The organism is Oribacterium sp. HCP3S3_B9 (genome assembly GCF_052064255.1).
Classification (GTDB): domain Bacteria; phylum Bacillota; class Clostridia; order Lachnospirales; family Lachnospiraceae; genus Oribacterium.
On the sequence record NZ_JBQHVY010000001.1, the window covers coordinates 54,844 to 78,570 of the forward strand.

The 23,727-nt window shown below is 55.4% G+C and carries 20 protein-coding genes; 3 read left to right on the forward strand and 17 right to left on the reverse strand.

Features of this window, described 5'->3' with window-relative positions:
- Positions 1–11: 11 nt before the first annotated feature.
- Together ACTNC3_RS00265 and ACTNC3_RS00270 are read right to left on the reverse strand one after the other, a co-directional pair.
- Positions 12–2,738, reverse strand: coding sequence for a YfhO family protein (locus tag ACTNC3_RS00265; RefSeq protein ID WP_441226088.1), 2,727 nt, complete (start codon positions 2,736–2,738; stop codon positions 12–14).
- Positions 2,739–2,828: 90 nt separating this feature from the next.
- Complete coding sequence (locus ACTNC3_RS00270) at positions 2,829–3,263, reverse strand: GtrA family protein (protein WP_410042539.1); 435 nt, start codon at positions 3,261–3,263, stop codon at positions 2,829–2,831.
- Positions 3,264–3,515: 252 nt separating this feature from the next.
- On the opposite strand from ACTNC3_RS00270, the gene ACTNC3_RS00275 reads away from it, so the two are divergent.
- The gene (locus tag ACTNC3_RS00275; RefSeq protein WP_410042538.1) at positions 3,516–3,734 is read left to right on the forward strand and encodes a hypothetical protein; all 219 of its coding nucleotides are present in this window, start codon (positions 3,516–3,518) and stop codon (positions 3,732–3,734) included.
- A gap of 22 nt (positions 3,735–3,756) precedes the next feature.
- Here ACTNC3_RS00275 and rlmH read toward each other — a convergent pair whose 3' ends face one another.
- The 6 genes from rlmH to ACTNC3_RS00305 form a co-directional block, all read right to left on the reverse strand.
- Positions 3,757–4,236 carry a 23S rRNA (pseudouridine(1915)-N(3))-methyltransferase RlmH gene (gene rlmH, locus ACTNC3_RS00280; RefSeq protein ID WP_410042537.1) on the reverse strand — a complete coding sequence of 160 codons (480 nt, stop codon included), beginning with the start codon at positions 4,234–4,236 and terminating at the stop codon, positions 3,757–3,759.
- A gap of 86 nt (positions 4,237–4,322) precedes the next feature.
- Positions 4,323–4,919 (reverse strand): cell wall-binding protein, encoded by a 597-nt coding sequence (locus tag ACTNC3_RS00285; RefSeq protein WP_441226089.1) that lies wholly within the window; start codon positions 4,917–4,919, stop codon positions 4,323–4,325.
- A 19-nt stretch (positions 4,920–4,938) separates the two neighbouring features.
- Positions 4,939–7,578, reverse strand: coding sequence for a valine--tRNA ligase (locus ACTNC3_RS00290; protein WP_410042535.1), 2,640 nt, complete (start codon positions 7,576–7,578; stop codon positions 4,939–4,941).
- Positions 7,579–7,674: 96 nt separating this feature from the next.
- The gene (locus ACTNC3_RS00295; protein WP_441226090.1) at positions 7,675–8,469 is read right to left on the reverse strand and encodes a hypothetical protein; all 795 of its coding nucleotides are present in this window, start codon (positions 8,467–8,469) and stop codon (positions 7,675–7,677) included.
- 14 nt (positions 8,470–8,483) lie between these two features.
- Positions 8,484–9,716 (reverse strand): DUF5716 family protein, encoded by a 1,233-nt coding sequence (locus ACTNC3_RS00300; protein ID WP_441226091.1) that lies wholly within the window; start codon positions 9,714–9,716, stop codon positions 8,484–8,486.
- 13 nt (positions 9,717–9,729) lie between these two features.
- The gene (locus tag ACTNC3_RS00305) at positions 9,730–12,399 is read right to left on the reverse strand and encodes a DUF5717 family protein (protein WP_441226092.1); all 2,670 of its coding nucleotides are present in this window, start codon (positions 12,397–12,399) and stop codon (positions 9,730–9,732) included.
- Between the two features lie 126 nt (positions 12,400–12,525).
- On the opposite strand from ACTNC3_RS00305, the gene ACTNC3_RS00310 reads away from it, so the two are divergent.
- Positions 12,526–13,044 (forward strand): DUF4364 family protein, encoded by a 519-nt coding sequence (locus tag ACTNC3_RS00310; RefSeq protein ID WP_410042531.1) that lies wholly within the window; start codon positions 12,526–12,528, stop codon positions 13,042–13,044.
- Between the two features lie 78 nt (positions 13,045–13,122).
- Here ACTNC3_RS00310 and ACTNC3_RS00315 read toward each other — a convergent pair whose 3' ends face one another.
- From ACTNC3_RS00315 to ACTNC3_RS00340, 6 genes are all read right to left on the reverse strand, one after another.
- The gene (locus ACTNC3_RS00315; protein ID WP_410042530.1) at positions 13,123–14,466 is read right to left on the reverse strand and encodes an aminotransferase; all 1,344 of its coding nucleotides are present in this window, start codon (positions 14,464–14,466) and stop codon (positions 13,123–13,125) included.
- A gap of 211 nt (positions 14,467–14,677) precedes the next feature.
- Positions 14,678–15,310, reverse strand: coding sequence for a tetratricopeptide repeat protein (locus ACTNC3_RS00320; protein ID WP_410042529.1), 633 nt, complete (start codon positions 15,308–15,310; stop codon positions 14,678–14,680).
- A gap of 16 nt (positions 15,311–15,326) precedes the next feature.
- Entirely contained in the window at positions 15,327–15,764 is a 438-nt protein-coding gene (locus ACTNC3_RS00325; protein WP_410042603.1) for a dUTP diphosphatase, read from the reverse strand.
- 75 nt (positions 15,765–15,839) lie between these two features.
- Positions 15,840–16,655, reverse strand: a complete 816-nt coding sequence (gene scpB, locus ACTNC3_RS00330) for an SMC-Scp complex subunit ScpB (protein ID WP_441226093.1) — start codon at positions 16,653–16,655, stop codon at positions 15,840–15,842.
- Positions 16,655–17,461: a segregation and condensation protein A gene (locus ACTNC3_RS00335; protein WP_410042527.1), complete on the reverse strand. Its 807-nt coding sequence runs from the start codon at positions 17,459–17,461 to the stop codon at positions 16,655–16,657. The genes scpB and ACTNC3_RS00335 overlap by 1 nt, the downstream gene beginning before the upstream one ends.
- The gene (locus tag ACTNC3_RS00340; RefSeq protein WP_410042526.1) at positions 17,446–18,330 is read right to left on the reverse strand and encodes a metallophosphoesterase; all 885 of its coding nucleotides are present in this window, start codon (positions 18,328–18,330) and stop codon (positions 17,446–17,448) included. Before ACTNC3_RS00340 ends, ACTNC3_RS00335 begins: the two co-directional genes overlap by 16 nt.
- A gap of 265 nt (positions 18,331–18,595) precedes the next feature.
- Between ACTNC3_RS00340 and ACTNC3_RS00345 the strand changes: the two genes are divergently transcribed.
- Entirely contained in the window at positions 18,596–18,853 is a 258-nt protein-coding gene (locus tag ACTNC3_RS00345; RefSeq protein WP_410042525.1) for a helix-turn-helix domain-containing protein, read from the forward strand.
- Between the two features lie 104 nt (positions 18,854–18,957).
- Here the strand turns inward: ACTNC3_RS00345 and ftsH are convergent, their stop codons facing one another.
- The 3 genes from ftsH to ACTNC3_RS00360 form a co-directional block, all read right to left on the reverse strand.
- Entirely contained in the window at positions 18,958–20,898 is a 1,941-nt protein-coding gene (gene ftsH, locus ACTNC3_RS00350; RefSeq protein ID WP_441226094.1) for an ATP-dependent zinc metalloprotease FtsH, read from the reverse strand.
- A 316-nt stretch (positions 20,899–21,214) separates the two neighbouring features.
- Positions 21,215–22,504: a DUF1015 domain-containing protein gene (locus tag ACTNC3_RS00355; RefSeq protein WP_441226095.1), complete on the reverse strand. Its 1,290-nt coding sequence runs from the start codon at positions 22,502–22,504 to the stop codon at positions 21,215–21,217.
- A gap of 40 nt (positions 22,505–22,544) precedes the next feature.
- Complete coding sequence (locus ACTNC3_RS00360; RefSeq protein ID WP_441226096.1) at positions 22,545–23,714, reverse strand: phosphoglycerate dehydrogenase; 1,170 nt, start codon at positions 23,712–23,714, stop codon at positions 22,545–22,547.
- Between the last annotated feature and the right edge of the window lie 13 nt (positions 23,715–23,727).

Genomic DNA, 23,727 nt, shown 5'->3' on the forward strand with positions numbered 1-23,727 from the left:
TTTCCCGTCCTTTATTCTTCATGAATTGCGATGATCTCGAGATCCGCATCGTCTTCGTTTCCGTTCGTATCCTCTGCCAATGCTTCCGGCGTCGCATCGTCACCATCCGCAGGCGCCGCTGTATTCAGGTCATCCTCCGCCTGAAGTTCCTCCTCGAACACAGCTGCTTCGTCGTCCTCTACGACCGCATGTTCCGTGGTCGCAGACGGATCCGCATCTTCATCCTCCTGCGTCAGCTCCTCATATTCCCGGAGCCCGTCGCTCAGCAGTCCGAAGCGCCGTGTGATCAGCCAGATCGCCAGCAGCATCACGAGGCTGAGCACCGTGATGAGGCCGCCGAGGACGAGGCCCTGCGGCATGAAGCGCAGTTCGATCGTATGCGTGCCCGGCGTGAGCTCTACCCCGAGGAAGGTATCCTTCACCTCGGTGATGTCGGTCTCCACACCGTCCACGAAGATCTTCCAGCCCGGATCATACGGGATGCTCGTCATCATGACGCCACCCTTCTCCGTCGTGATCGTCCCGGAAAGCTTCGTATCCTTCCAGCTCGTGAGCTCCAGGCTCTCGTCCTGCAGCACATCCTGCAGCGCGCGCAGCGCGTTGTAATCGAAACGATATACATCCGCCGACACGCTCTGCCCCTCGGTCTTACTATGCAGGGTCACGGTATCGCCAGCCTCAAGATAGCCGAGCTCCAGAAGATACCCGCGGTCGACATTGTTGAAGCTCTTCTCGGTGTAGCCGTAATTCGCGCTTACCTGCTTCACCGCCGCGTTGTTCACGTAGGCATAGTACTCCCCTGCCTGATCAGCCGTGAAGCTGTAGTCCGCGTCATAGAACTCACCCAGCACACTGTCCATGACCGGTGCACAGTCGAGGGCCTCGCACAGACTGTTCTGCGCCAGTGCCGGCGTGCCGGCATGGGTATCCCAGGCATCCAGCGCCGACCCAGGCAGCATATAGCCGAGCGGCAGTGCGAACTCTGTCTGGTAGATACTGGTCATACCGGAGCTCGCGATATAGCTCAGTCCCATCTCTCCCGGTGCCTGCGGTTCCTCGGAGTAGATGTCGTATTTCACAGACATCAGCATATTCATGAGCGGCGTGGAGCCGGTGATCGAGTAGGCGTTCGTCGAGGACTCCATGCCCATACGCTTGAAGAAATCCGAGCAGTGAGCGTACGCCGTCGATGAAAAGAGCGATACACTCGGGAAGTTCATCCAGGCACCGTCGTCCTTCGTCTTCCGCGTGATCTTCTCGAAGCGGTAGAAGCCGTCATCCTCTGCACGAACGGCCTGCACGAGCTTTTCGACATCCTGATTGTCACTGACATACGCCGTACGTGAGGTCGTCGTCACCGAGGTCACGGCCATGTTGAGGGTTGCCTCCACGGAAACGACCACCAGCATCGCGATGGCCGTCCAGCGATGTGTCCTCTTCGTGCGTGTCCGCTCGGTATAGAGGAAGCCGTAGTACAGAAGCACGAACAGACCGCTCAGATAGAACACACTGAAGTGGATCGCATCATCCGTCACGACCTTCTGCGTGACGAGGAGAAACGCGATGGCCATCCCGAAGGAAGCATTGACCTCCCTCGCAGAGGAGGCTGCCCGATCGAGCCAGGCCTCGTAGCAGAGCACGAGGATAAGGAAAATATATATGAAACTCTGGCGACATGGAAGTGAATTCGGGTAATGGAAGCCATGCCAGATGAAATTCAGGATGTTGACGCTGAAGCTCAGATAGAAGAAAACGAGCAGGAGGCCGTTTACGATCTTCTCCCGAAGCCCGATTTTCCGGTTCATGAAGTACAGCGGCAGCAGCAGGAACACGAGTGCGCCGGCGTAGATGTTCGGCCAGTGATCGAGGCCCTGCTCCGTCTCAACGAATGGCATATGCCGCGCGAACATATCGATGATCGTGAAGTACTGCGTCGCGGTCTGCGGGAAGTTCACGTCACTCGACGCCGTCATCTGCAGCGCATAGATCTCCGGCAGCAGTGTCACCGCTGCCAGTCCGCCCGCGATCAGAGAGTAGATCCCGAAGCGCAGGACACGAAGTCCCACGACACGTGCATCTCCGATCCCCTCGAGAACATTGAGACAGATGAAGTAGATGACCATGAAGATGCAGGTCATGATGGAAATATAGTAATTCGAAAGAATCGAGAGTCCCAGTGCGATCACATAAAGCATCGCGCTCTCCCCCCGCACGAGACGTTCGAACCCCAGCATGATCAGTGGAAACAGGATGATGCAGTCGAGCCACATGAGATTCCAGCTGTACGCAGAGATATAGCCGGACAGCGCATACAGAATCGCGATGAAGCTGCAGCCGAGTGTCTGCTGCGGAAAGCGGCGACGCAGGTACCAGCACATCGCAACACCTGCGAGCCCGATCTTCACGACGATCATATAGGTCATGAACTCGAGGATCAGTCCCTTCGGGCAGAGGAGCAGCAGCCAGTTCAGCGGGCTCGCGAGATAGTAGGCGTAGAGCGCGCTGAAATTGATGCCGAGACCGACATCCCAGCTGTACAGCAGTGAACCGCCATGATGGAGCTTATACTGAAACTCCGAGAAAAACGGCGCATACTGATGATACATATCGGTACGCAGAAAGGTTTCCTGTCCGAACGGAAAGATCCCCCGGAAAATAAAAATCAGAATCATCGCCACGACCGGGACGACAAACGCGATCAGGCAGGCTCTCCTGCCCTGCTTACTGTGCTTTTCCATCTTACAGCTCCTTTATGCATGTCTTTTTCCGGCGCCATGCAGACCTCAATATCCTCATATCCACAGTATGAACGAACAGGCTTCCGGCCATCACGGCGCTTCATCCTTCGCCTTCCCAAACACGAGAAACTTACTGAAAATATAATTCAGCACCGTCACGACCACCTGCACCAGCAGCTTCGCCAGCTTGTCATTCATGCCGAGCAGTGTCACCGTCACAAACATGATCAGCATATCGAGCAGCAGTGTGCCCACACGTGACATGTAAAAGCGGGCCGCCTCCGCACGCATCTTCGTACTGTGACTCTCAAACACGAATTTCCGGCTCATAAAATACGCGAAGGTCACCGCCGCGACCCAGGACAGAATATTCGCCAGCTGCAGCAGCAGCGGATTCCCCGGATCCAGCACCGTCAGCACGAGCCCATAGTAGACCCCGAGACTCACCACGGTCGTCAGCACCCCGACGATCAGGTAGTGCACGATTTCCTTGTAACGCGCATATAAACTCTGAAGCAGGTTCATAATAATCTCCTTTATGATCATCAACAGGGTAGAGTATACATAAATCCCCCATTCTTCGCAAGAAGACGGCATCACGGCTTCGGCAGGCAGGGGCCACGGCTTAGAGTTCACCGATCTCGGAGTACTGTGACTCCGTTGCCGCCCCTCCGGGTCCCCAGCCTAAACTGTCACCACCATCACAACGAAATGCAATTAAATTGTGTGAAACTGACTTTTCGAAAAGGAATTTTTGATATAAACTATATGTAAATTATGGTTAACTGCAAATGCGCACCGCCCCGAAGGCGTGCGTCTCATTCGCTGGAAAGGACGAATGGAGAAGAATTTGAAAAGAAGGAGGACCTAGATATTCATTACCTCGAGCAGGCTGAAAACATCCTCTATATGGAGCTCTCCATCATCTTCGACGTGCCGAAGGACGAAGTTCCAAAGCTGATCCACCAGACGCTCGTACAGGAAAATGCCATTTAAAAAGGACCCTCATGGGTCCTTTTTATTTATGATATGGCTCGTGCGCATTGATCTTAAACGCACGGTACACCTGCTCGAGCAGGATCACCCGCATCAGCTGGTGCGGAAAGGTCATGCGGCTGAAGCTGAGCTTTCTGTCCGCACGCTTCAGCACGGCCGGACTAAGTCCCAGTGAACCGCCGATGATGAAGCTGATGTCCGAGCGTCCGCGCAGCATCAGCTCCTGCACCCGCTCCGCCAGCTGCTCGGAGCTCAGCATATCCCCCTCGATGGCGAGCGCGACCACATAGCTCCGATCACTGATCTTCGCGAGGATACGCTCCCCCTCGGTCTCCTTGATCCGGGCCTCCACCGTCTCCGGCGCATGCTCCGGTGTCTTCTCATCCGCAACCTCGATGATGCTGAGATCACAGTATGCAGACAGCCGCTTCGCATACTCCTGGATCGCATCCCGGAGGTACTTCTCCTTCACCTTTCCCACAACAATCAGATTAATCTTCATATATCCTGCCTGTCCCGATACCGAAAAGGCAGGGAGCCTCGAGCGCTCCGGATTTTCGGAGCCTCATCCGCTTCCTGCCTTCATCCTTATAAATCACTTACTTCCGTTCGATTGCGTCCGTAGGTTTTCGCCATGCCGATCATCGTCTGTACGCAGTGACCGTTCGCGTCAAACTGGTACTCCTGACCGTCGATGATATAGCTCTTATAGTAGCCTGCCGTATCACTTCCATACATACCGCTCGGAATGCCGGTCGTCGGATCGCTTCCGAAGTAGTAGTACTGCATACTTCCGTTCGTCGCCCGGATCTGTGCCCAGCCGCTGATGACCTTTCCGGCATCCGGGTTGTTCCGGGCCATGTTATCATACTGTGCGAAGAACCAGCGGCCGCTCGCATCCTGGAACCAGCCCTCGACCATATCGCCCTGCTCGTCGAAATAGTAGAAGCTCGCACCGATCTGTACCCACTTATGGGCGTAGGTCCACTGTGTGCTGGACGGTGTCAGATACAGAAGACGCCAGCTCGTCCCGGTATTCTCCCAGGCGAACTTGCTCTTCTGTGTCGCAGCTACCTCCTGAAGCTCGACCGCGCTTGCAGGGTGCTCGGCCGCCATAGCTGCCACTGGCGCAGTCATCGAAAGGGCCAGTGCCAGAGCGACACCCACTATATGTGTACGTTTCATGATCTGTTTCCTCCCACGTTTACTTTCTGAGGGCAGCGAGACGCTCGGTCACCTGCTGAAGAAGCTGTGTATTCCGCTGAAGCTTTTCACGCTCCTCCTCTACCTTTTCTGCCGGTGCCTTCGAAGTGAAGCGCTCGTTGTTCAGCATACCGGTGGAACGACGGATCTCTGCTTCCCACTTCTGCTTCTCCTTCTCGAGACGCTCAATCTCCTTTGCGATGTCAACGAGATCCGCAAACGGGATATGGATCACCGCATCCGGAATCGCTACCGTTACGGCATCGTCTGCGATGCCTGTTTTATCACTCTGAATTATAACATCCGATGCATAGGCGAGGGTAGCGAAGAATACCTTACTATGTTCGAACGTTTTTCTTACGCGCTCATTCTCGGTCACAACGTAGGTCATCGCCTTTCTGGACGGTGCAACGTTCATATTCGTACGAACATTACGGATCGAACGTACGGCTTCCTTGATGGTCTCGATCTCCGCCTCATCCTCCTGGAAGTTCAGTGTCTCACTGAACTCCGGCCACGACTGACACATCAGCGGTGTCTCCGGGTTCTCGAGGGTATCGAAGATCTCCTCGGTGATGAACGGGCAGAACGGATGCAGAAGCTTCAGCGACGTGATCAGCACATGCTTCAGTGTCCAGAGAGCGGCTGCCTTCGTCTCATCCTCTTCGTTCCAGAGACGTGGCTTCACCATCTCGATGTACCAGTCGCAGAACTCCTCCCAGATGAAGTTCTGTACCTTATCGAGGGCGATTCCGAGGTCAAAGGCTTCCAGATTACGGGTCACATCGGCAGCGAGGCTGTTCACCTTGCTGAGGATCCACTTATCCGCCATGGTCAGGTTCGCCGGCATCGTCTCCGGAAGATCTGCCTTATCGAGGTTCATCATGATAAAGCGGGACGCATTCCATACCTTATTCATGAAGTTTCTGGAGGCCTCGACTCTCGACCAGTAGAAACGCATGTCGTTACCCGGTGCATTACCGGTGAGGAGGGTCATACGAAGGGCGTCGGCGCCATACTTCCGGATGACCTCGAGCGGATCGATACCGTTGCCGAGCGACTTACTCATCTTCCGTCCCTGATCATCACGTACGAGTCCGTGGATCAGGACCTTATGGAACGGAACCTTACCGGTCTGCTCGAGCCCAGAGAATACCATACGAACTACCCAGAAGAAGATGATATCGTAGCCGGTCACGAGTACATCCGTCGGATAGAAGTATCTGTACTCCGGGGTATCCTCCGGCCAGCCAAGGGTCTCAAATGGCCAGAGTGCACTGGAGAACCAGGTATCGAGGGTATCCTCATCCTGTCGGAAGTGATGTCCACCGCACTTCGGGCAGCTCTCCGGTGCCTCGGTCCCGACCACCATCTCACCGCAGTCCTCACAGTAGTAAGCCGGGATACGGTGTCCCCACCAGAGCTGACGGGAGATACACCAGTCCTTGATATTCTCAAGCCAGTGAAGATAGGTCTTACTGTAGTTCTCCGGAACGAACTGGAGCTCGCCGGTCTCGATGGCCTTGATCGCCGGCTTCGCCATCTCCTCCATACGTACGAACCACTGCGGCTTGATCATCGGCTCGACCGTGGTACCACAGCGGTCGTGGGTACCGACATTATGCTTCGTCGGAACGACCTTCACCAGCAGACCGAGATCGGTCAGATCCTGTACCATGGCCTTTCGTGCCTCATAACGGTCCATGCCATCATACTTCGATCCCGGGCAGTGGATGGTCGCATCATCGTTCAGGATCGTGATCTCCGGCAGATTGTGACGCTTGCCGACCTCGAAGTCGTTCGGGTCGTGTGCCGGTGTGATCTTTACAGCACCGGTTCCGAAGGTCATATCCGCATGCTCATCACCGACGATCGGGATCTCACGATCCGTAAGCGGAAGCTTCACCATCTTGCCGATCATGTCCTTATAGCGCGGATCCTCCGGATTGACGGCGACGGCGGTATCACCGAGCAGAGTCTCCGGACGGGTGGTTGCGATCTCGATCTGACCAGAACCATCCGCCAGCGGATAGAGGATATGCCAGAAGTGACCTTCCTGCTCCTCGTGGTTTACCTCTGCATCACTGAGGGAAGTGTGGCAGACCGGACACCAGTTGATGATTCTGGAGCCCTTATAGATATAGCCCTTCTTATACAGATTGATGAAGGTAGTCTGAACGGCGTGTGTGCAGCCCTCGTCCATGGTAAAACGAAGTCTGTCCCAGTCGGCGCTGGAGCCGATCTTGTGGAGCTGGTTGACGATTCTGGACTCGTACTCCTCCTTCCACTTCCAGGCCTCCTTCAGGAAGCCCTCACGACCGAGCGCATGCTTATCGATGCCTCTCTCCTTCAGCTGATTGGTGACCTTCACCTCCGTTGCGATCGCCGCATGATCACTGCCCGGCTGCCACAGTGCTTCATAGCCCTGCATACGCTTCCAGCGGATCAGGGAATCCTGCAGTGTGTTATCGAGGGCATGGCCCATGTGCAGCTGACCGGTAACGTTTGGTGGCGGCATCATGATGGTAAACGGCTTCTTGTTCGGGTTGACCTCCGCATGGAAATAGTGGCCCTTCAGCCACATGTCATAGATGCGATCCTCAACCTCCTCCGGGTTGTACTGCTTTGCAAGTTCTTTCATAATCATTTCCTTCTTCTATCTATATTCTGAGATGGGTGATGGTGTTCCGGTCGTCTGCACTACCTGATCTTCCGCAGGGCGGAGACGCCACTTCTTTTATACCTTCTCGCGGTATTCCTTTTTCCACTTAACCAGCCAGAGCTTCGCTTCCTTCCGGAATTCGCTGCGATCCCGCTGGTAGACGTCGTCGATCTGGCGGACATGCTCGGAATCCTCTGCCTGTGTCAGTACATTATCATACTGAAGCTCCCAATCTGCAAGCATTTCCGTATCGATATGGTCGATATACTTTTCGATCGTCTTGACGGACGGTTCGAGCTTCGAGATGAAGTAGAGCTTACGCAGCGGTTCCATCGCCGCGGTCTCGACGAAGACCTGCTCGAAGATATCCGATGCACGGCGGAACTGCATGACCGTCACGCAGGCACTGCCGAGCTTCATCTTGACGAGCATGCTGTCCTGATAGTGCAGCGACTCGGTATAGGCCTCGATCGCCCGGCCATAGCGGCCCATGTGAAAGTATGCATCGCCGAGCAGATCATAGAACTGGTCACGATCGATGTGACGAAGACGCCTGTACTCGGTCTCGAAGTAACTGATCTCCTGCTGCTTGTAGTAGTTGCTCTCACGGAGAATCATGAGCAGCAGACGTTCCTGGAGCTCTCCACCTTCACCGGAGCCCATGTACTGCTCGAGCTTCGCGGCGAGGATACCCATGTGCAGCTCATCACGGATCCAGCCACTCAGCTTCCGGTCCACGAGATCGGTCGGCAGCATGATCGGATAGTGGTAGATCACATAGGAAAGCTCCTGGATCGACCAGAGATTGATATCCAGTTTTTCATAGTAGAACGGGTGCTGTGCACACCTTGTACATAGTAATAAGCCCATATTTCCCGCCTTATTTAAACCTTGTCCGCGAGGTCGATCTCCTCGGTGATTTCCTGTCCGCTGGATGGGAAGAGGTCACCGAAGCCGAGATCCTGTACGGTGACGCGGAGGGTCTCCGCATCCACAAACTCCGTCGACATGCGTATCCTCGTCGTACGGTTCTCCCGCTTCGGGAAGAGGTCGAGCATCATGCGAAGACGGATCGGACGACGTGGATGGGCGAGGGAGGTGACCTGAAAATCGATGTAGTCCTGGTCGTCCTCGATCAGCTCATAGGAGGTTCTCGAGTCCATCCAGTTCGTACCGGCCTTGACGATCGGCAGATTTTCTTCCTTCTCGTTGATCACGACACGTGCAGAGATATCCGCACGCACGCGTGTATCGCAGAGAATCGTGTACTCCTCGCTCTTTCCCTCATCGATGTTCCGGGCATGAATCTCTGCACCGATACAGAAGAGTCCCGGCTCGATCAGCACACGGCGACGATTGCAGATGAAATTCATGAAGTTCGTCGCGAAATTCGTATCCCGGAAGCCGCGCCCGCAGAGAAAGACCGCAGAGTAGGCGTCCTTCCCCAGTGTCCGCTCCGCAACGGTCGTCAGTATCCGGTCGGCGATCTTCCCGCCGGAGGTCGTCTTCAGGATATCGAGGTTGAAGGCCTCCGTTTCCGCCTCCGAACCAAGCAGCGCGAAGCGACGGGTTCCGCGGGATACATGCATCTCATAGTAGCAGAGACACTGATTATTTAATTCAAACATGCCCACCTTACGATTGTAAAGGCTGGAATCCTGGTGCAGCACGAAATGCGCGAAGCTTTCCGTATGGCTGATGATGTGCAGGTTCTCCTCCCGGACACCGGTCCGGAGGATGGCCTCCTGCAGCTTCTCCACCATGTCGCGGCTTGCCTTTCGGATCGTGACGACGACGATGTCTCCGCTTCGATCCTCCTCGCTCGGATCCTCCTCTGTCCGGAGGAGCTCCTGAAAGTAATGATAGACGATATCGATCGCCGTATACTTCACGCGCGAGATGGTGGCCGTCCCGTTTTTTTCGAGCAGGCTGACCAGTTTATCGACGATCACACCATAGCCGGCGAGGGTTTCCTTATAGGCCTCCTCTCCGACCGTCCAGCGATCGTCCTTTTTATGTTTGGCGATGACTGTCGGCAGCGGTTTCGTTACCGTCTCATCATTGATACAGACATTCGTATAGTCATCGTCCAATGAAATTCCTATATATCGACTCACAGAACTGCTCTCCTTACTCCACACTCTTCGCTTCCGTCATCTCCTTCGTGAAAAGGGCCTCGATGACGGCTTCATTCCGAACATAACGGTGCATGGCCTCGTATAACTCCTGATCCTGGTCCTTTCCGATCAGTCCAGACATCTCGCTCAGAATATCGTAGGTGTCTCCCTTCAGGCGCACGGTACCGTCCCAGGCGATGCTGCCACTGGTCGCCGGCACCTGGTCCTTCGTAGATTCATAGATCTGGTACTCTGCGCGCTCTCCGGCAAACAGTGTCACCGGACGCACATAGATATTCTGATAGATTCTCACAATCTCTTCCTCCTCGTAATCCCCCTGATCCGGGAGGATACGGAGATACAGAGACGGGCGGATATCCTTATGACCATGGTACTCGATATAGTACCGGTCCATCACGCTGTCCGGAATCCGCACGAAACGGTACAGCGTTCTCGTATATGCAAAAATCAGCTTCTTTCGGATCAGATAGTCCATCGTATCCTGAAGCACGAGCTTTTCTTCTCCGTTCAGATCCTTCTGCTCGGACATGTGCTTCGACATCGCCAGCAGATAGATCACCGGGACACGCTCCTTATAGCGCTCATCCCGCACGATGCCATAGATATCCGAGAACACCTTCTCCCGGATCACCCGACCATCGATGAAGTAATCCACCGCGCGCTTCGTGATATAGGCACGCAGCAGCACATTTTCCGCATCCGGGAAGCTCCGGTAGAGCTCGAATACATCGTCGAGCCCCTGCTCGGTCCGGCTGAACAGCATCTGCGCCAGCAGACGTTCCGCCATCTCCCGCTGCCCGTCCGCCTTCAGCTTCTGTCCACGCAGCAGAATCGCCAGCATATCCCCGGACAGACCGTTGTAGTACTCCATCAGATAACGCAGGATCGTCTTATCCTTCGTACCGAGCGTAAACAGATCGTAGCCGAGATCCATGAGCTCCGCGGAACGCGTATGGCGCTCCGAGGCGACAAGGCTTCGTACCAGCTTCTCGAGGTACGGACGATCCAGATCACGCTCACCGCTCGCCAGCATCCGGCGATAGGCTTCCTCAAACATATTCTGCCGGATCAGTGTCCGAAGCAGCATCTTCTGCTCACTGTGGTCGAGCTCCTGCTGAGGGATCTCCGCAAGGAACTGCTTTTCCTCCTCACTAAGCTCAGGCTCCGAGTCCCGCAGCTTATCAAGATATCTCAGAATCACATTCAGAAGATAGGCGCGGTATGGTCCGGCGAGTGGCATCTCGCGTATCACTGATTCGAGAAGCTGCAGCTCCTCCGCACTCTGAATACCATTTCGTGCGATGCGCCGTGCCCGGGCAAGCTTCAGCATCGGCTGCTCCGGCACCACCTGGAAGCAGCGCTTCTCGAGCTCCGGCTTCTCCATGATCCGGGTCTTCTCATAGCTGATATCCGTGTAACGGTCTCCGTACGCATCCTGGAACAGCAGCACACTGTTCTCAAAGAACAGCGGAATATACGCACTCCCCTCCTTCAGCGGATAGAGCTCCTCTCGCTGAAGCTCCAGGTAGCGCACGACGACATAGCGCATCCGCGGGTCGCTGGTCGACACGCGATAGGCGCGAAGAATCGCCGGCAGTACCGTACCGATCCGTTCGTCCACCATATCCACGAGGACCATACGCTCATACAGCACACTCAGACGCTGGTCGAAGGCCGACTTCAGCAGCTGGTCGATCGTGAACTTCTGGATCTTCTTCTCGAAGCGCTGATAGATATCCTCCTCCGCGCCGAAGTTCATCACGACGTTATAGAACAGTGGCAGCTTCATGTTCTCCGGGATATCGTACTCATAGGCGAAGTAGAGATAGACCTCGCGTGGCAGACGCCCCTGGTAGCCCTTCGGCATCGCATACATATAGTACTCGTACAGCCGGGTGATCTGTGACTGCATCTCGATCGCCCGCTGATAGATCCGAAACGCCAGCTCCGTCGTCGCACCTGCACGTATACAGCAGCCGGCCGCCTCCTCGATGAGCTCCGCGTCCTCCAGCGCTTCCACCGGTACGTCTGCTCTGTTCAATGTCTCCTTCGTGCACCCACTCTCTGCACGAGGCATCCGTGTCGTCGTCTCCTGCTTCGGATACCGGATGGCATACAGAAAGGCCTCGAGTGCATGTACCCTGTCCGGCCCCTTCCGGAGGCCATCATAGAGCGCACGAAAACGTGCATCGTTCATAAACGGTGCACGGACGAAATCATCATATTCAAATACACGGAGAGCCGCGCCCCCGTTTGTCTGATACAGCTTTACAAAGTCTTCCGGCGTACGTAAGCCCGGAATCACCTCGGCCGATGCGTAGGAACGAACCTCGAAGGCAAACGGAATCCGTGTTTCTCCACCGTTTGATACGATGCACAGTCCCCCCTCGATATGATCGCCATCCTCCAGCGCACGTGCGTCGACGAGCGCACTGATGCGGGTACGCAGTCCGAGAAAGGTATTCTTCTGAATCGTCACATATGGACTGTCCGAGTAGATCAGGCCCTTCAGAAGGATGCCATTCTCAGATGTCAGGGTCAGATCCAGTTTTAAGGTCTCGCCCGCGCAGACCATGCCGTGGAAGGCCGTATCGCTGAGACGAAGCTCGGGGCAGGCCAGATCGACGATGCCCCTGGCCAGCTTATTTATGCGTTCTTTCATAATCAAAAATCTCCATGAACGTATATTTTAACACAGAAAAGCCATGTGTAAAAGGGTCCGTCACATTGAAATACCCCCTCTTTCCTGTTATTATAATGAAATATAGAACGATAGAAAGGGCATTTTATGATTACCGAGCCTTTAACCCTGTATAAGCTGATGATTCTCTATCTGCTGAAGTCCATCAACTACCCGCTGACGAACAATCAGCTGAGTGCTTTCTTTCTGGATTATGAGTACACGACCTACTTCACCCTGCAGCAGGCGATATCCGCACTGGAGGACGCGCACCTGATCACCGCCCATACGACGCGAAATGCGACGCGCTATGAGATCACACGGGAGGGCTCCGAGACGCTGGAGCTCTTCGGCAGCGATATCTCGTCGGGTGCGATCGAGGATATGAACAAGTTTCTGAAGGCCAACAAGATCAAGCTGCGTCAGGAGTCCTCCAACTATACAGACTATGAGCAGGATGATAACGGGAACTATATCGTGCATATGGAGGTCCGGGAGGAAAGCTCCATCCTGTTCTCTGTCGATATCAATGTTCCGGATCAGGATTTCGCCGAGCGCATGTGTGCGAAGTGGGCCGCCAACAATCAGGAGATCTACGCATATATCATGAAGCAGCTCCTGAACTGATGTACAGGGTATAATCAAATAATTCCGCCGAGGGCCGTCTCAGAATACCTCTGAGACGGCCCTCGGCGGAATTTTAATTTATGCCTGTGCCGGTGCCTCGGACTCCGGTGCATCCAGAACCTCTACGGCCTGGTGTGTCTTCTCGGAGAGAAGCTTCTCTACGGAGCAGAGCTTTACACAGAGGCAGAACAGATTCGCCGCGATCTTCAGATCATCGACTGGCGGATAGGTCGGCGCGATACGGATATTCGTATCCTCCGGATCGTGATGATACGGGAAGGTTGCGCCGGCATCGGTCAGCTTTACACCGGCCTTCTTGCAGTGGTCTACGACCGCTTTCGCACAGCCCGGCATGGTATCGAAGCTGATGAAATATCCACCGTTCGGCTTCGTCCACTCACCGATACCGAGACCCCCGAGCTCCTTCTCGAAGATGCCCTCTACGGTCTCGAACTTCGGACGGATGATATCCGCATGCTTGCGCATATGCTCGATCATGCCATGGATATCCTTGAAGAAACGCACATGACGAAGCTGATTTACCTTATCATATCCGATGGTCTGGTGCTTCATCTGGTTACGGATATCATCCAGGTTGTTCGAGCTCGTCGCCAGCGCTGCGAGGCCGGAACCCGGGAAGGTGATCTTCGAGGTCGAGGCAAACTTATAGACCATATCCGGATTACCCGCGCGCTTACACTCGGCGAGGATCTCGATGAGGTAATCCTGGTTCTTATCATAGAGGTGATGTACACCGTAAGCGTTATCCCAGTAGATACGGAAGTCACGTGCAGCCGGCTGGAGACGTGCGAACCGGCGCACGGTCTCATCGCTGTAGCTGTAGCCCTGCGGGTTGGAGTACTTCGGAACGCACCAGATGCCCTTGATGGCGTCGTCTTCCTTCACGAGCTTCTCGACGATATCCATATCCGGGCCGGTCGGTGTCATCGGGACGTTGATCATCTCGATGCCGAAATACTCGGTGATACTGAAGTGACGGTCGTAGCCTGGTACCGGACAGAGCCACTTCACCTTATCGAGCTTACACCATGGCGTGGAACCCATAACGCCGTGGGTCATCGATCTCGAAATGGAATCATACATGACATTCAGTGAAGAGTTTCCATAGATGATGATGTTGTCCGGGTTGTTCTCCATCATATCCGAGAGCAGTTCCTTCGCCTCTTCGATACCGCCGAGTACACCGTAGTTACGGCAGTCGGTACCGTCCGCACAGTACATATCACAGCCGCTGGTCAGTGCATCCATCAGGCCCATGCTGAGATCCAGCTGCTCCTTACATGGCTTACCACGGCTCATATCGAGGCTCATCTCCATCGCCTGATACTTCTCGTATTGCTTCTTCAGCTCGTGAAGCTCCTTCTCGAGCTCGTCCTTCGTCATCTTCGTGTATGATTTCATAGCGAGATCCTCCTAACGGTGTGAACACAAACAAAACAAAAAAAGTATAATCAAAAAGCCTGATGCATGCAAGCATCAGGCTGTCAAACATCGATATATGTTCTGCGTCCGTATTCGGTAAAATTACAGCAAATCCGCCCGAAAACAGCAGATACCGACACGGGAAGTGCCGACAGAGGTCTGTCACATCCGTAGTCGGACCGCGTGCTTCTCAGCCGGTCGTCGACGGGACACCGGTGCCGCCGGCAGCCGTGTTCGCCGAGAGCTCATCGATCCGGGTCCGCAGAAACGCGAGCTCGCGGGTCGCATCCGCATCCCCCGGATAGTTTTCGAGGAAGGTCTGGACCGCCTCGTAGGCCTCCGTCCACTGTGCCGTTTTCTCGAGGTACACGAGCTCATCGAACTGGTAGTCCTTATCATTCGTGAGGCCGGCGGCCTTCGCCTGGTCGAGGCTTTCGCGGGCCACGTCCATATCACCGTCATTCAGCGCCTTCGTCGCACTTTCGATGTACTGTCGCGCGTCGAGCTGTGTCTGGAACTGGAGATATACCTCCTGATCTCCATTCACCTCACGCAGGGTTTCGATGATTTTCCGGGCCGCATCATAGTCACCGAGCATGTACTCGGCTTCCGCCTTATACAGCAGGATGTCATACTGTTCGGCACCGACCCGGCCCTTGCTTCGCTCCATCGCCTCATCGAGGGTCGTGATCGCCTCTTCATATTTTCCTTTTTCCACGAGATCGATGCCCTGCAGGCGGAGCTCCTCCACCCTGTTTCCGCAGCCGGTCAGCAGCAGGGCCACGCATCCGACCCATGCGGCCGTCTTCATTGGCTTAAGCATATGCATCACCTGCACCTCAGTTCTTCCCGGTGGAGCCGAAGCCGCCACGGTCCTGGTTACCGAGGGCGTCCACCTCTTCAAATACGATGTGCGGCTGATGCTCGAGGATGCGGAACTGGCAGATCCGGTCGTTCACATGCAGCTCGGTATCGCGGGTCGCATACACCGGCATCCGGATGATGTCGTGATCACCGCAGTAGCTCTCGTCGATGATACCGAGAGAGTTCGTCTGAATCAGGCCGAAGTTCTTAAAGGTCGAGCTGCGCGGTGCGAGCAGCATCTCGTAGCCGTCCGGCACCTGTACGGAGATGCCCATGCTGATGAGGCGGAACTCGCCCTTCTGCAGGGTGACGTTCTCTGCGACACGGAGGTCGATCCAGTCGCTCTTTCCGGCGATGTACTCGAGCTTCTCGATCTCATCGGAATGATATTTGATACGCATTGTTTTTTCCATCATGCTGTCCTTCCTGTGAAGCCGCCTTCATCTGATCTGAGGCGGAGCTGTACGCTGTATACATGCGAGGTTCAATCACTGTGATCCTCCGCCGGCATCTGCCGGCGTATCGTCCCCGCTGTCTGCCGTTCCTTCTTCCGGCGCTGCCTCCTCGGCATGGCCCATGATATCCACGACCTCGTCATGGACCTCCTGCTTGATCTCTGCCTCGACCTCCGGATTCAGGTCCGGAAGCTCCTGGATGGAGCTCACGCCGAAGCGACGGAGAAACTCCTCCGTGGTCGCAAAGAGCGCCGGTCGTCCCGGTGCATTGAGGCGTCCGACCTCATACGCGAGCCCATACTCGACGAGACGGTTGACCGCATGGTCCGAGCTGACACCACGGATACGCTCGATCTCCGCCTTCGTGACCGGCTGCTTATAGGCGATGATGGACAGGGTTTCCATCACGACGTCGGTCAGTACCGGTTTCTTCGGCTGCTTCGCCACACGGATGAGTGCCGGATAGCAGTCCGGATCCGCGGCCATCTGGTAGCGCTTCTCGAGCCGCCTGATCACCATGCCGCCCTTGCGTTCCTCATACTTCGCGATGAGCCGCTCGACCGCATCCTGCGCGATCTTTTTTCCTGCATTGAGGGCCGTCGCGATCTCATCGAGGCCGACGGAGCGTCCCATCGTAAACAGCAGCGCTTCGACGATGCGCTCCTCCTCGAGAAGATCTGCGGAGAACTCCTGATCGATTTCCTCGGCCAGCTTCTGTGTTTCCGCATCGAGTCCGACGGAGGCATTGTCCTCCTGTGCTGCTGCGGTGCCGGTATCTGCCGTGGTGGCCGGCGTCGCTGTTTCCACCGTCGTATCCTCCGCCCTCGTCTTCTGCTCTTCCTTTTCCATCAGTCAAAATCCTCCAGTCCCTTCATGTCGAGCTCGTCATCCGAGCCCTCCGGGCGTTCCACCTCTGCGATATCGAGGTCACCGAACGGCTGCTCCTGTACGGCCGTGATGCGGCCCATCTTCATCAGCTCCAGGATCGCCAGAAAGCTGACGACGACCTCCATCTTATCCTTTTTCTCCGCCACCATATGCCGGAAGGAGACGCGATGATGACCGCGGACATACTTCAGCACATCGCGGATGCGGCCTTCCAGCGAGATTTTTTCCCGCTTGATCACACCGAAGCGCGAGCGTACCTGATCGACCGACTCGTCTCTCCGCTTCATGACATCCTCGAAGATCTTCCGCATACGTTCGAGGGTCACATCCTTCAGCAGTGCATCGAGATCGATCGGCGGTACATATTTCTCAACCTCCTTCGGGATCGTCGGCGGCTTATAGAAGTAAAGCTCTGCCTGATCCTCCTGGTTTTCGAGCTGCTCTGCCATGTACTTATACTTCCGGTACTCGAGCAGACGCGCAACGAGCTCTGCACGCGGATCGACCTCCTCACCGGTCTCCTCATCCACCTCCTTCGGAAGCAGCATGCGCGACTTGATTTCGAGAAGCGTCGCCGCCATCACGAGGAAATCCGAGACGAGATCGAGATCTTCCTCCTCCATCGTCGTGATGTAGTCCATATATTCTGCCGTGATCTGCACGATCGGGATATCGAAGATATCGATCTTATCGCGCTCGATCAGATGCAGCAGCAGGTCCAGCGGACCCTCAAATTTTTCCAGTTTAAATCTTAATTCCTGTGCCATTCTTTTTCCTGTGCAGGGCCGGTGCCTTCCGGCAGCAGTGTGATCACGGAGATCTCCGGCTTATCGTTGATGCGGATGTTGATCGAGTGTGTACCGAGTCCGCGATTGATGAGCAGTATGCCCTCTCCCTCCCGGAAGATGCCGGCGCACTCCCGGACGAAAAACTGAAACTGCGGCGTCATCAGCGCGCCGATCCCTGGAATCCGGATCGTACCGCCATGGTAGTGACCGCTGAGGACCAGATCCTCTCCATGTCGCAGTGCCTCATGCCCATACATCGGCGTATGCAGCAGCATGATCGAAAACTTCGATCGGTCCGGCGTACCGACCTTCGCGCGGATCTCCTCTTCCCGAAGCGGCTTCCGCGGGTGCGTCAGCATGTTCCGGAAGTAGCTGAGATCCAGGGTCAGTCCACTGAGTTCGAGCTCATCGAGCACCACACAGTCATCATCCAGTACATGGACGCCCTTCAGCGCTTCCTCGAGTCGTGCATAGTCTGCCCGGGCCATATCCTGTATATATGTATCATATTTCGCCCCACTCGTGCAACGCACGATTCCGGCTTTCTCCCGCAATCGTGCCTCATGGTTTCCGATGGCATAGTAGGTCGGATAGCGCTTCCGGATGGCCTCCAGAAAGCGGCAGCTCACCTCGACACTGTCCTGGTGTCGATGGCCTGTCCATGGCCGGACCTTATGACAGCGGATGAAGTCACCGCCGATCAGTATGAACTCCGGATGCTCTGCGTCGATCGCTTCCAGCAGGCGCTGATTATCCTTTCCGAACTCAACCTCATGAAGATCCGAGAGGAAAACAAAGCGATGCGGCCGTCGGATACGGCTGGAACAGAAGCTGTATCTTTCCGGCATCAGTATACTTCTTTCGTGCCTTGATATAGTTGCAAGAATGGCTGGTATAGTCAACAGTAATAATATAATGAGCATTCTCTGCATTCTCTCCCACCCTCGTTATATATAATAAATTTAAAGAACATTATTTATCTGTTTGATATCCTCTCCTCAGCCAAATCCTATTTCTGAAAATCACGCTCGCTGGCTGTTTCAAACCGGTTCGATGTGCCTTTTATTTTCCGATACAATCCCAGGAAAAAATAAAAGAAGGACGGTATCCACCATGAGCTCCAAGCGAAAGCGTTCATATGACAAAATGATTTCCTACGCGCCTTTCTGGCGTACACTGCACAGAAAAAATCTGACACAGTATGATCTCGTCGCACATATGAGCATCTCCAGCAGCATGATGCAGCGTCTGCGTTCGGACGCACCGATTTCACTGAAATCCGTCGCCATGCTCTGCGACTATCTCGACGTCGTTCCGTCGGAGATTTTCACCTTCCTGCCAGAAGAGGTTCCTACCCTGCAGGATCTATAGAGCGTCCGGGACTCGAGGCGACGACACGACCGGCTGACGAAAGTCAGAAGACATGTATGAGAAAAGAGCTGTCTGCGGAGATCATCCAGCAGACAGCTCTGCATTTATACGCATTCGGTATCGGCCGGCTCCGTCACGGACTCCGCCGGATGCTGGATCCGGTGCAGGATATCCATGAACTCCTTACCGGTGATGGTCTCCCGCTCGATCAGGAACGCAGCGATCTGGTCCAGTGCCTCACGGTTCTCACTGAGGATCCGCTTCGCCTCCTCGTAGCAGGACTTCAGCACCTGCATCACCTCCTGGTCGACGGCTGTCGCGGTATCATCACCACAGTTCATCACTGTCCGTCCGGTATTGAGATACAGGGACTCCTGACTCTCGAGACCCATCAGTCCGAAGCGCTCCGACATACCATACTGCGTTACCATCGCACGTGCCAGCTTCGTCGCCTTCTCGATATCGTTGGCAGCGCCGGTCGTCACCGTATCAAATACGATTTCCTCTGCTGCACGACCCGCCAGGAAGGTCACCAGCATCGCATGAAGCTCTGCCTTCGTGTTCAGATACTTCTCTTCCTCCGGCACCTGCATCACATAGCCGAGTGCACCCATGGTACGTGGTACGATGGTGATCTTCTGTACCGGCTCCGCATCCTTCTGAATCGCGGAAACCAGCGCATGTCCGACCTCATGGTAGGAAACGATACGACGCTCCTCCTGACTGAGGATACGGTCCTTCTTCTCCTTACCGACGAGCACGACCTCGACCGCCTCGAAGAGGTCCGCCTGGGACACCTTCTTACGACCATGCTTGACCGCCGTGATGGCTGCCTCGTTCATCATGTTTGCGAGATCTGCACCGACCGCACCGGAAGTCGCCAGTGCAATCTCGTTGAAATCGACGGAATCATCCAGCTGCACATCCTGTGCATGCACCTTCAGAATATTGACACGTCCCTTGAGGTCCGGCTTCTCCACGACGATACGACGGTCGAAACGGCCCGGACGCAGCAGTGCCGGGTCGAGGATTTCCGGACGGTTCGTCGCACCCATGACCATGATCCCCTTCGAGGCATCGAAGCCATCCATCTCCGACAGCAGCTGGTTCAGGGTCTGCTCGCGCTCCTCGTTTCCACCGAAGCGGGTATCTCTCGTCTTACCGATGGCATCGATCTCATCGATGAAGATGATGCACGGTGCCGACTGCGTCGCCTGCTTAAACAGATCACGCACACGACTCGCACCGACACCGACGAACATCTCGACGAAATCCGAACCGGACAGACTGTAGAACGGCACCTGTGCCTCACCGGCCACGGCCTTCGCAAGTAAGGTCTTGCCGGTTCCAGGAGGACCCACCAGCAGGGCGCCCTTCGGAAGCTTCGCACCGATGGCCGTATACTTCGTCGGATTATGCAGGAAGTCGACGATCTCGATCAGCGACTCCTTCGCCTCATCCTCACCGGCCACATCCTTGAAGGTGACACCGGTCTCCTTCTGCATATACATCTTCGCGGTCGACTTGCCGACGCCCATGATGCCGCCGTTTCCGTTTCCCATGCGACGCATGGTCATATTCATGACGACGAAGATCAGAACAAACGGGAGGACGATGCTGATGAGGGCCTCCATGATAAATCCGGAATTGTCCGGTTTCTTCTTATAGATGACGACCCCATGCTCGAGCATACGGTCCACGAGCTTCTGCGCGTCTGCACCGACCGGCACGACATAGTAGCGGACATCCACCTGATTCAGGTACGGACTGTATTCACCGGCGCTGTCCGACGGCATCGACGCACCCTCCTTCGGGATGATCGTGATATCACTGTCGCCCCACTCCACCTTCTCGACCTGATCACTGTCGACCATCGTCACGAACTCTGTATAGCTGATCTCCTGCGTCACGCCCGTAACAAACGCGCCACGAATCAGCGTATATACGAAAAAGGTGATGACCGCAGCGATGATCAGAATCATAAATGTCTGACCCGAATGCCGGAAGCCTCGGCCGTCGTTCCCCTGGTTGTTATTATTCTCCATCTGTTCTCCATTTCTTTCACCCGCCGGAATCCTGTCCACCGGATGGCCCGCTGCATCTTTCCTCGGAATCCTCAGCACATATCATGCGCAGAAAACTTCCATTTTTGCAGTAAACATAATTATACGGAAGCCCATCCTCAAAATCAAGATTCCTTCTGTATACAGTTTATAAAACATAAACGTAAAATGCAGGATTTCAGCCGAAGAGGCCGCGGCGGGACGACAACGGATACCATACGGAGAGACCGTGTGAAATCAAGCCGGTCTCGTAGTATTGTGTATCCGTTGCCGCCCCTCCGCAGCCCCTGGATAAATCTTATCGTTCGATTTCGTGAATAAAAATACCGGAGCGAAGCTTCGGCTCAAACCAGGTGGACTTCGGCGGCATCAGCAGATGATGATCCGCGACATCGAGGAGTTCCGTAATCGCCGTCGGATGCATCGCGAAGGCGACCGCCGGACCGAGCTCCTCGAGGCTGCCATCCATCGCGTGTGCATAGGTATGCTGATTCACGCGCTTCTCCAGCTCCCGAAGTCCCCGGATCCCACCGACGAACTCGATACGCTTATCGGTACGCGGATCCCCGATCCCCAGCAGCGGTCCGAGAACCGTATCCTGCAGAAGCGATACATCCAGTGCCTTGACCGGATCGATAGACCGCGCCGACAGCAGCTCCGCGCGTGCACGAAGCAGGAACCACTCACCGCCGAGGTACATGCAGATCTCGCCCTTCACCTTCGGAGAAATCGGCTGTGTCAGATGGAACACCTGATAATCCTCCTCGATGGAGAACATGAAATCCTCCGGATCCATCCCATGAAGATCCTGGACGACACGGTTGTAGTCCATGATCTTCAGCTCCTTATCCGGGAACAGCACCGACAGGAAGTAGTTAAACTCCTCCGTGCCATCATAGTCCGGATGCGCCTCCCGACGTCGGAGACCGACCTTGACCGCGCTCGCTGCGCGATGATGGCCATCCGCGATATAGGTCGCCGGCACCTTCTCGAAAAGTGCCTCCAGCGTCGCTACCCGCTCGCTGTCTGCGATTCTCCATACCCGATGTGCGACGCCATCATCCGTCACGAACGCATAGAGTGGCGTTTCTTTCTTTACCTCCTCCACGATCGCCTGGATACCGGCATGTGCACGATAGGCGAGGAAGATCGGACCCGTCTGCGCCGAGCAGGTATCCACATGGCGGATACGATCCTGCTCCTTCTCTTCCACCGTGTTCTCATGCTTCTTACAGATCCCGTTCAGATAATCGTCGATCGAGCTGAGCGCGACGATACCGGTCTGTGCCCGTCCCTCCATCGTCAGCTCATAGACGTAGTAGCATGCGCTCGTTTCACGCACGAAGGTCCCATCTGCGATCTCTGCCTGCAGCATATCCGACGCCTTCTGGTACACCTCCGGCGCATACATATCCTGCGTCTCCGGGAACTGGGTTTCCGGTCGGTCAATATTTAAGAAGGAAAGCGGATGGCCGGCCACCGCTTCACGTGCCTCCGCACGGGAATATACATCATATGGAAGTGCTGCTACCTCCCGAACACACGCGGCATCCGGACGGATCGCTCTGAAAGGTTTAACGGTTGCCATAAACTCCTCCTTTATCTCATGATAAATCCTCGGATAGCACTTACATCACCTTTCGTACACGGAGGATGCCATCGATGAGACCGAGATTGTGGAAGCCCTCCTCGGTCAGGTGCTGGTTGATGTCCATCAGCGTATACGCATAGTCACCGCGGGACTTGTTCTGGAGACCGTCGATGTTGATGTTCGCATCGCCGAGGGCCTTCGTGATCTGTCCGAGCATGTTCGGGATGTTCCGGTGCAGGATCGCGATACGTCCGCCGCTGCTGCAGACACCCATATCGGTATCCGGGAAGTTCACGGAGTGATGGATGTTGCCGTTGTCGAGGTAATCCTGTACCTCCTCGACTGCCATCACCGCACAGTTGTCCTCGGCCTCTTCGGTAGACGCGCCGAGATGCGGCAGGACGACGGCTCCCGGCATCTCCGCCGACTTCGGATTCGGGAAGTCGGTTACGTAGGCCTTTACCTTGCCCCTGGTCAATGCTTCTGCCATGTCATCATCAACGACCAGCACATCGCGGGCGAAATTCAGGATGCGGACACCGTCCTTCATGCGTGCGATGGCCTCCTGGTTGATCATGCCCTTCGTACTGTCGACGGCGGGTACATGGATCGTGATATAGTCACACTTATCGTAGATTTCATCGAGGATCGCCGCGTGATGCACCTTCTGAGAGAGATCCCAGGCAGACTTCACGGAGAGGTACGGATCATAGCCATAGACCTCCATCCCGAGATCGACGGCGGCATTCGCGACGAGTACGCCGATCGCACCGAGGCCGATGACGCCGAGGGTCTTGCCCTTGATCTCACAGCCGGCGAAGTTCTTTTTTGCCTTCTCGGCATCCTTCTGGATGGTCGGGACATCGGCATGCTCCCGGATCCACTGATTGCCGCCGATGATGTCACGGCTCGCCAACATCAGACCCGCGATCACCAGCTCCTTCACGGCATTTGCATTAGCACCCGGGGTGTTGAATACGACGATGCCCTGCTCGGCACAGCGGTCGAGCGGGATGTTGTTGACGCCGGCACCGGCACGTCCGATGGCACGGAGCGTCGGCGGGAAGTCCATCGCCTTCATATCGGCGGAGCGCACCAACACGCCGGCGGCGTGGTCGATCTCGTCCACCAGGGTATAGCCCTTCCGGAAACGTCCGGTTCCGACACGGCTGATATTGTTTAAGCAGTAAATTTCACGATTCTTCATGATGTTCGTCCTT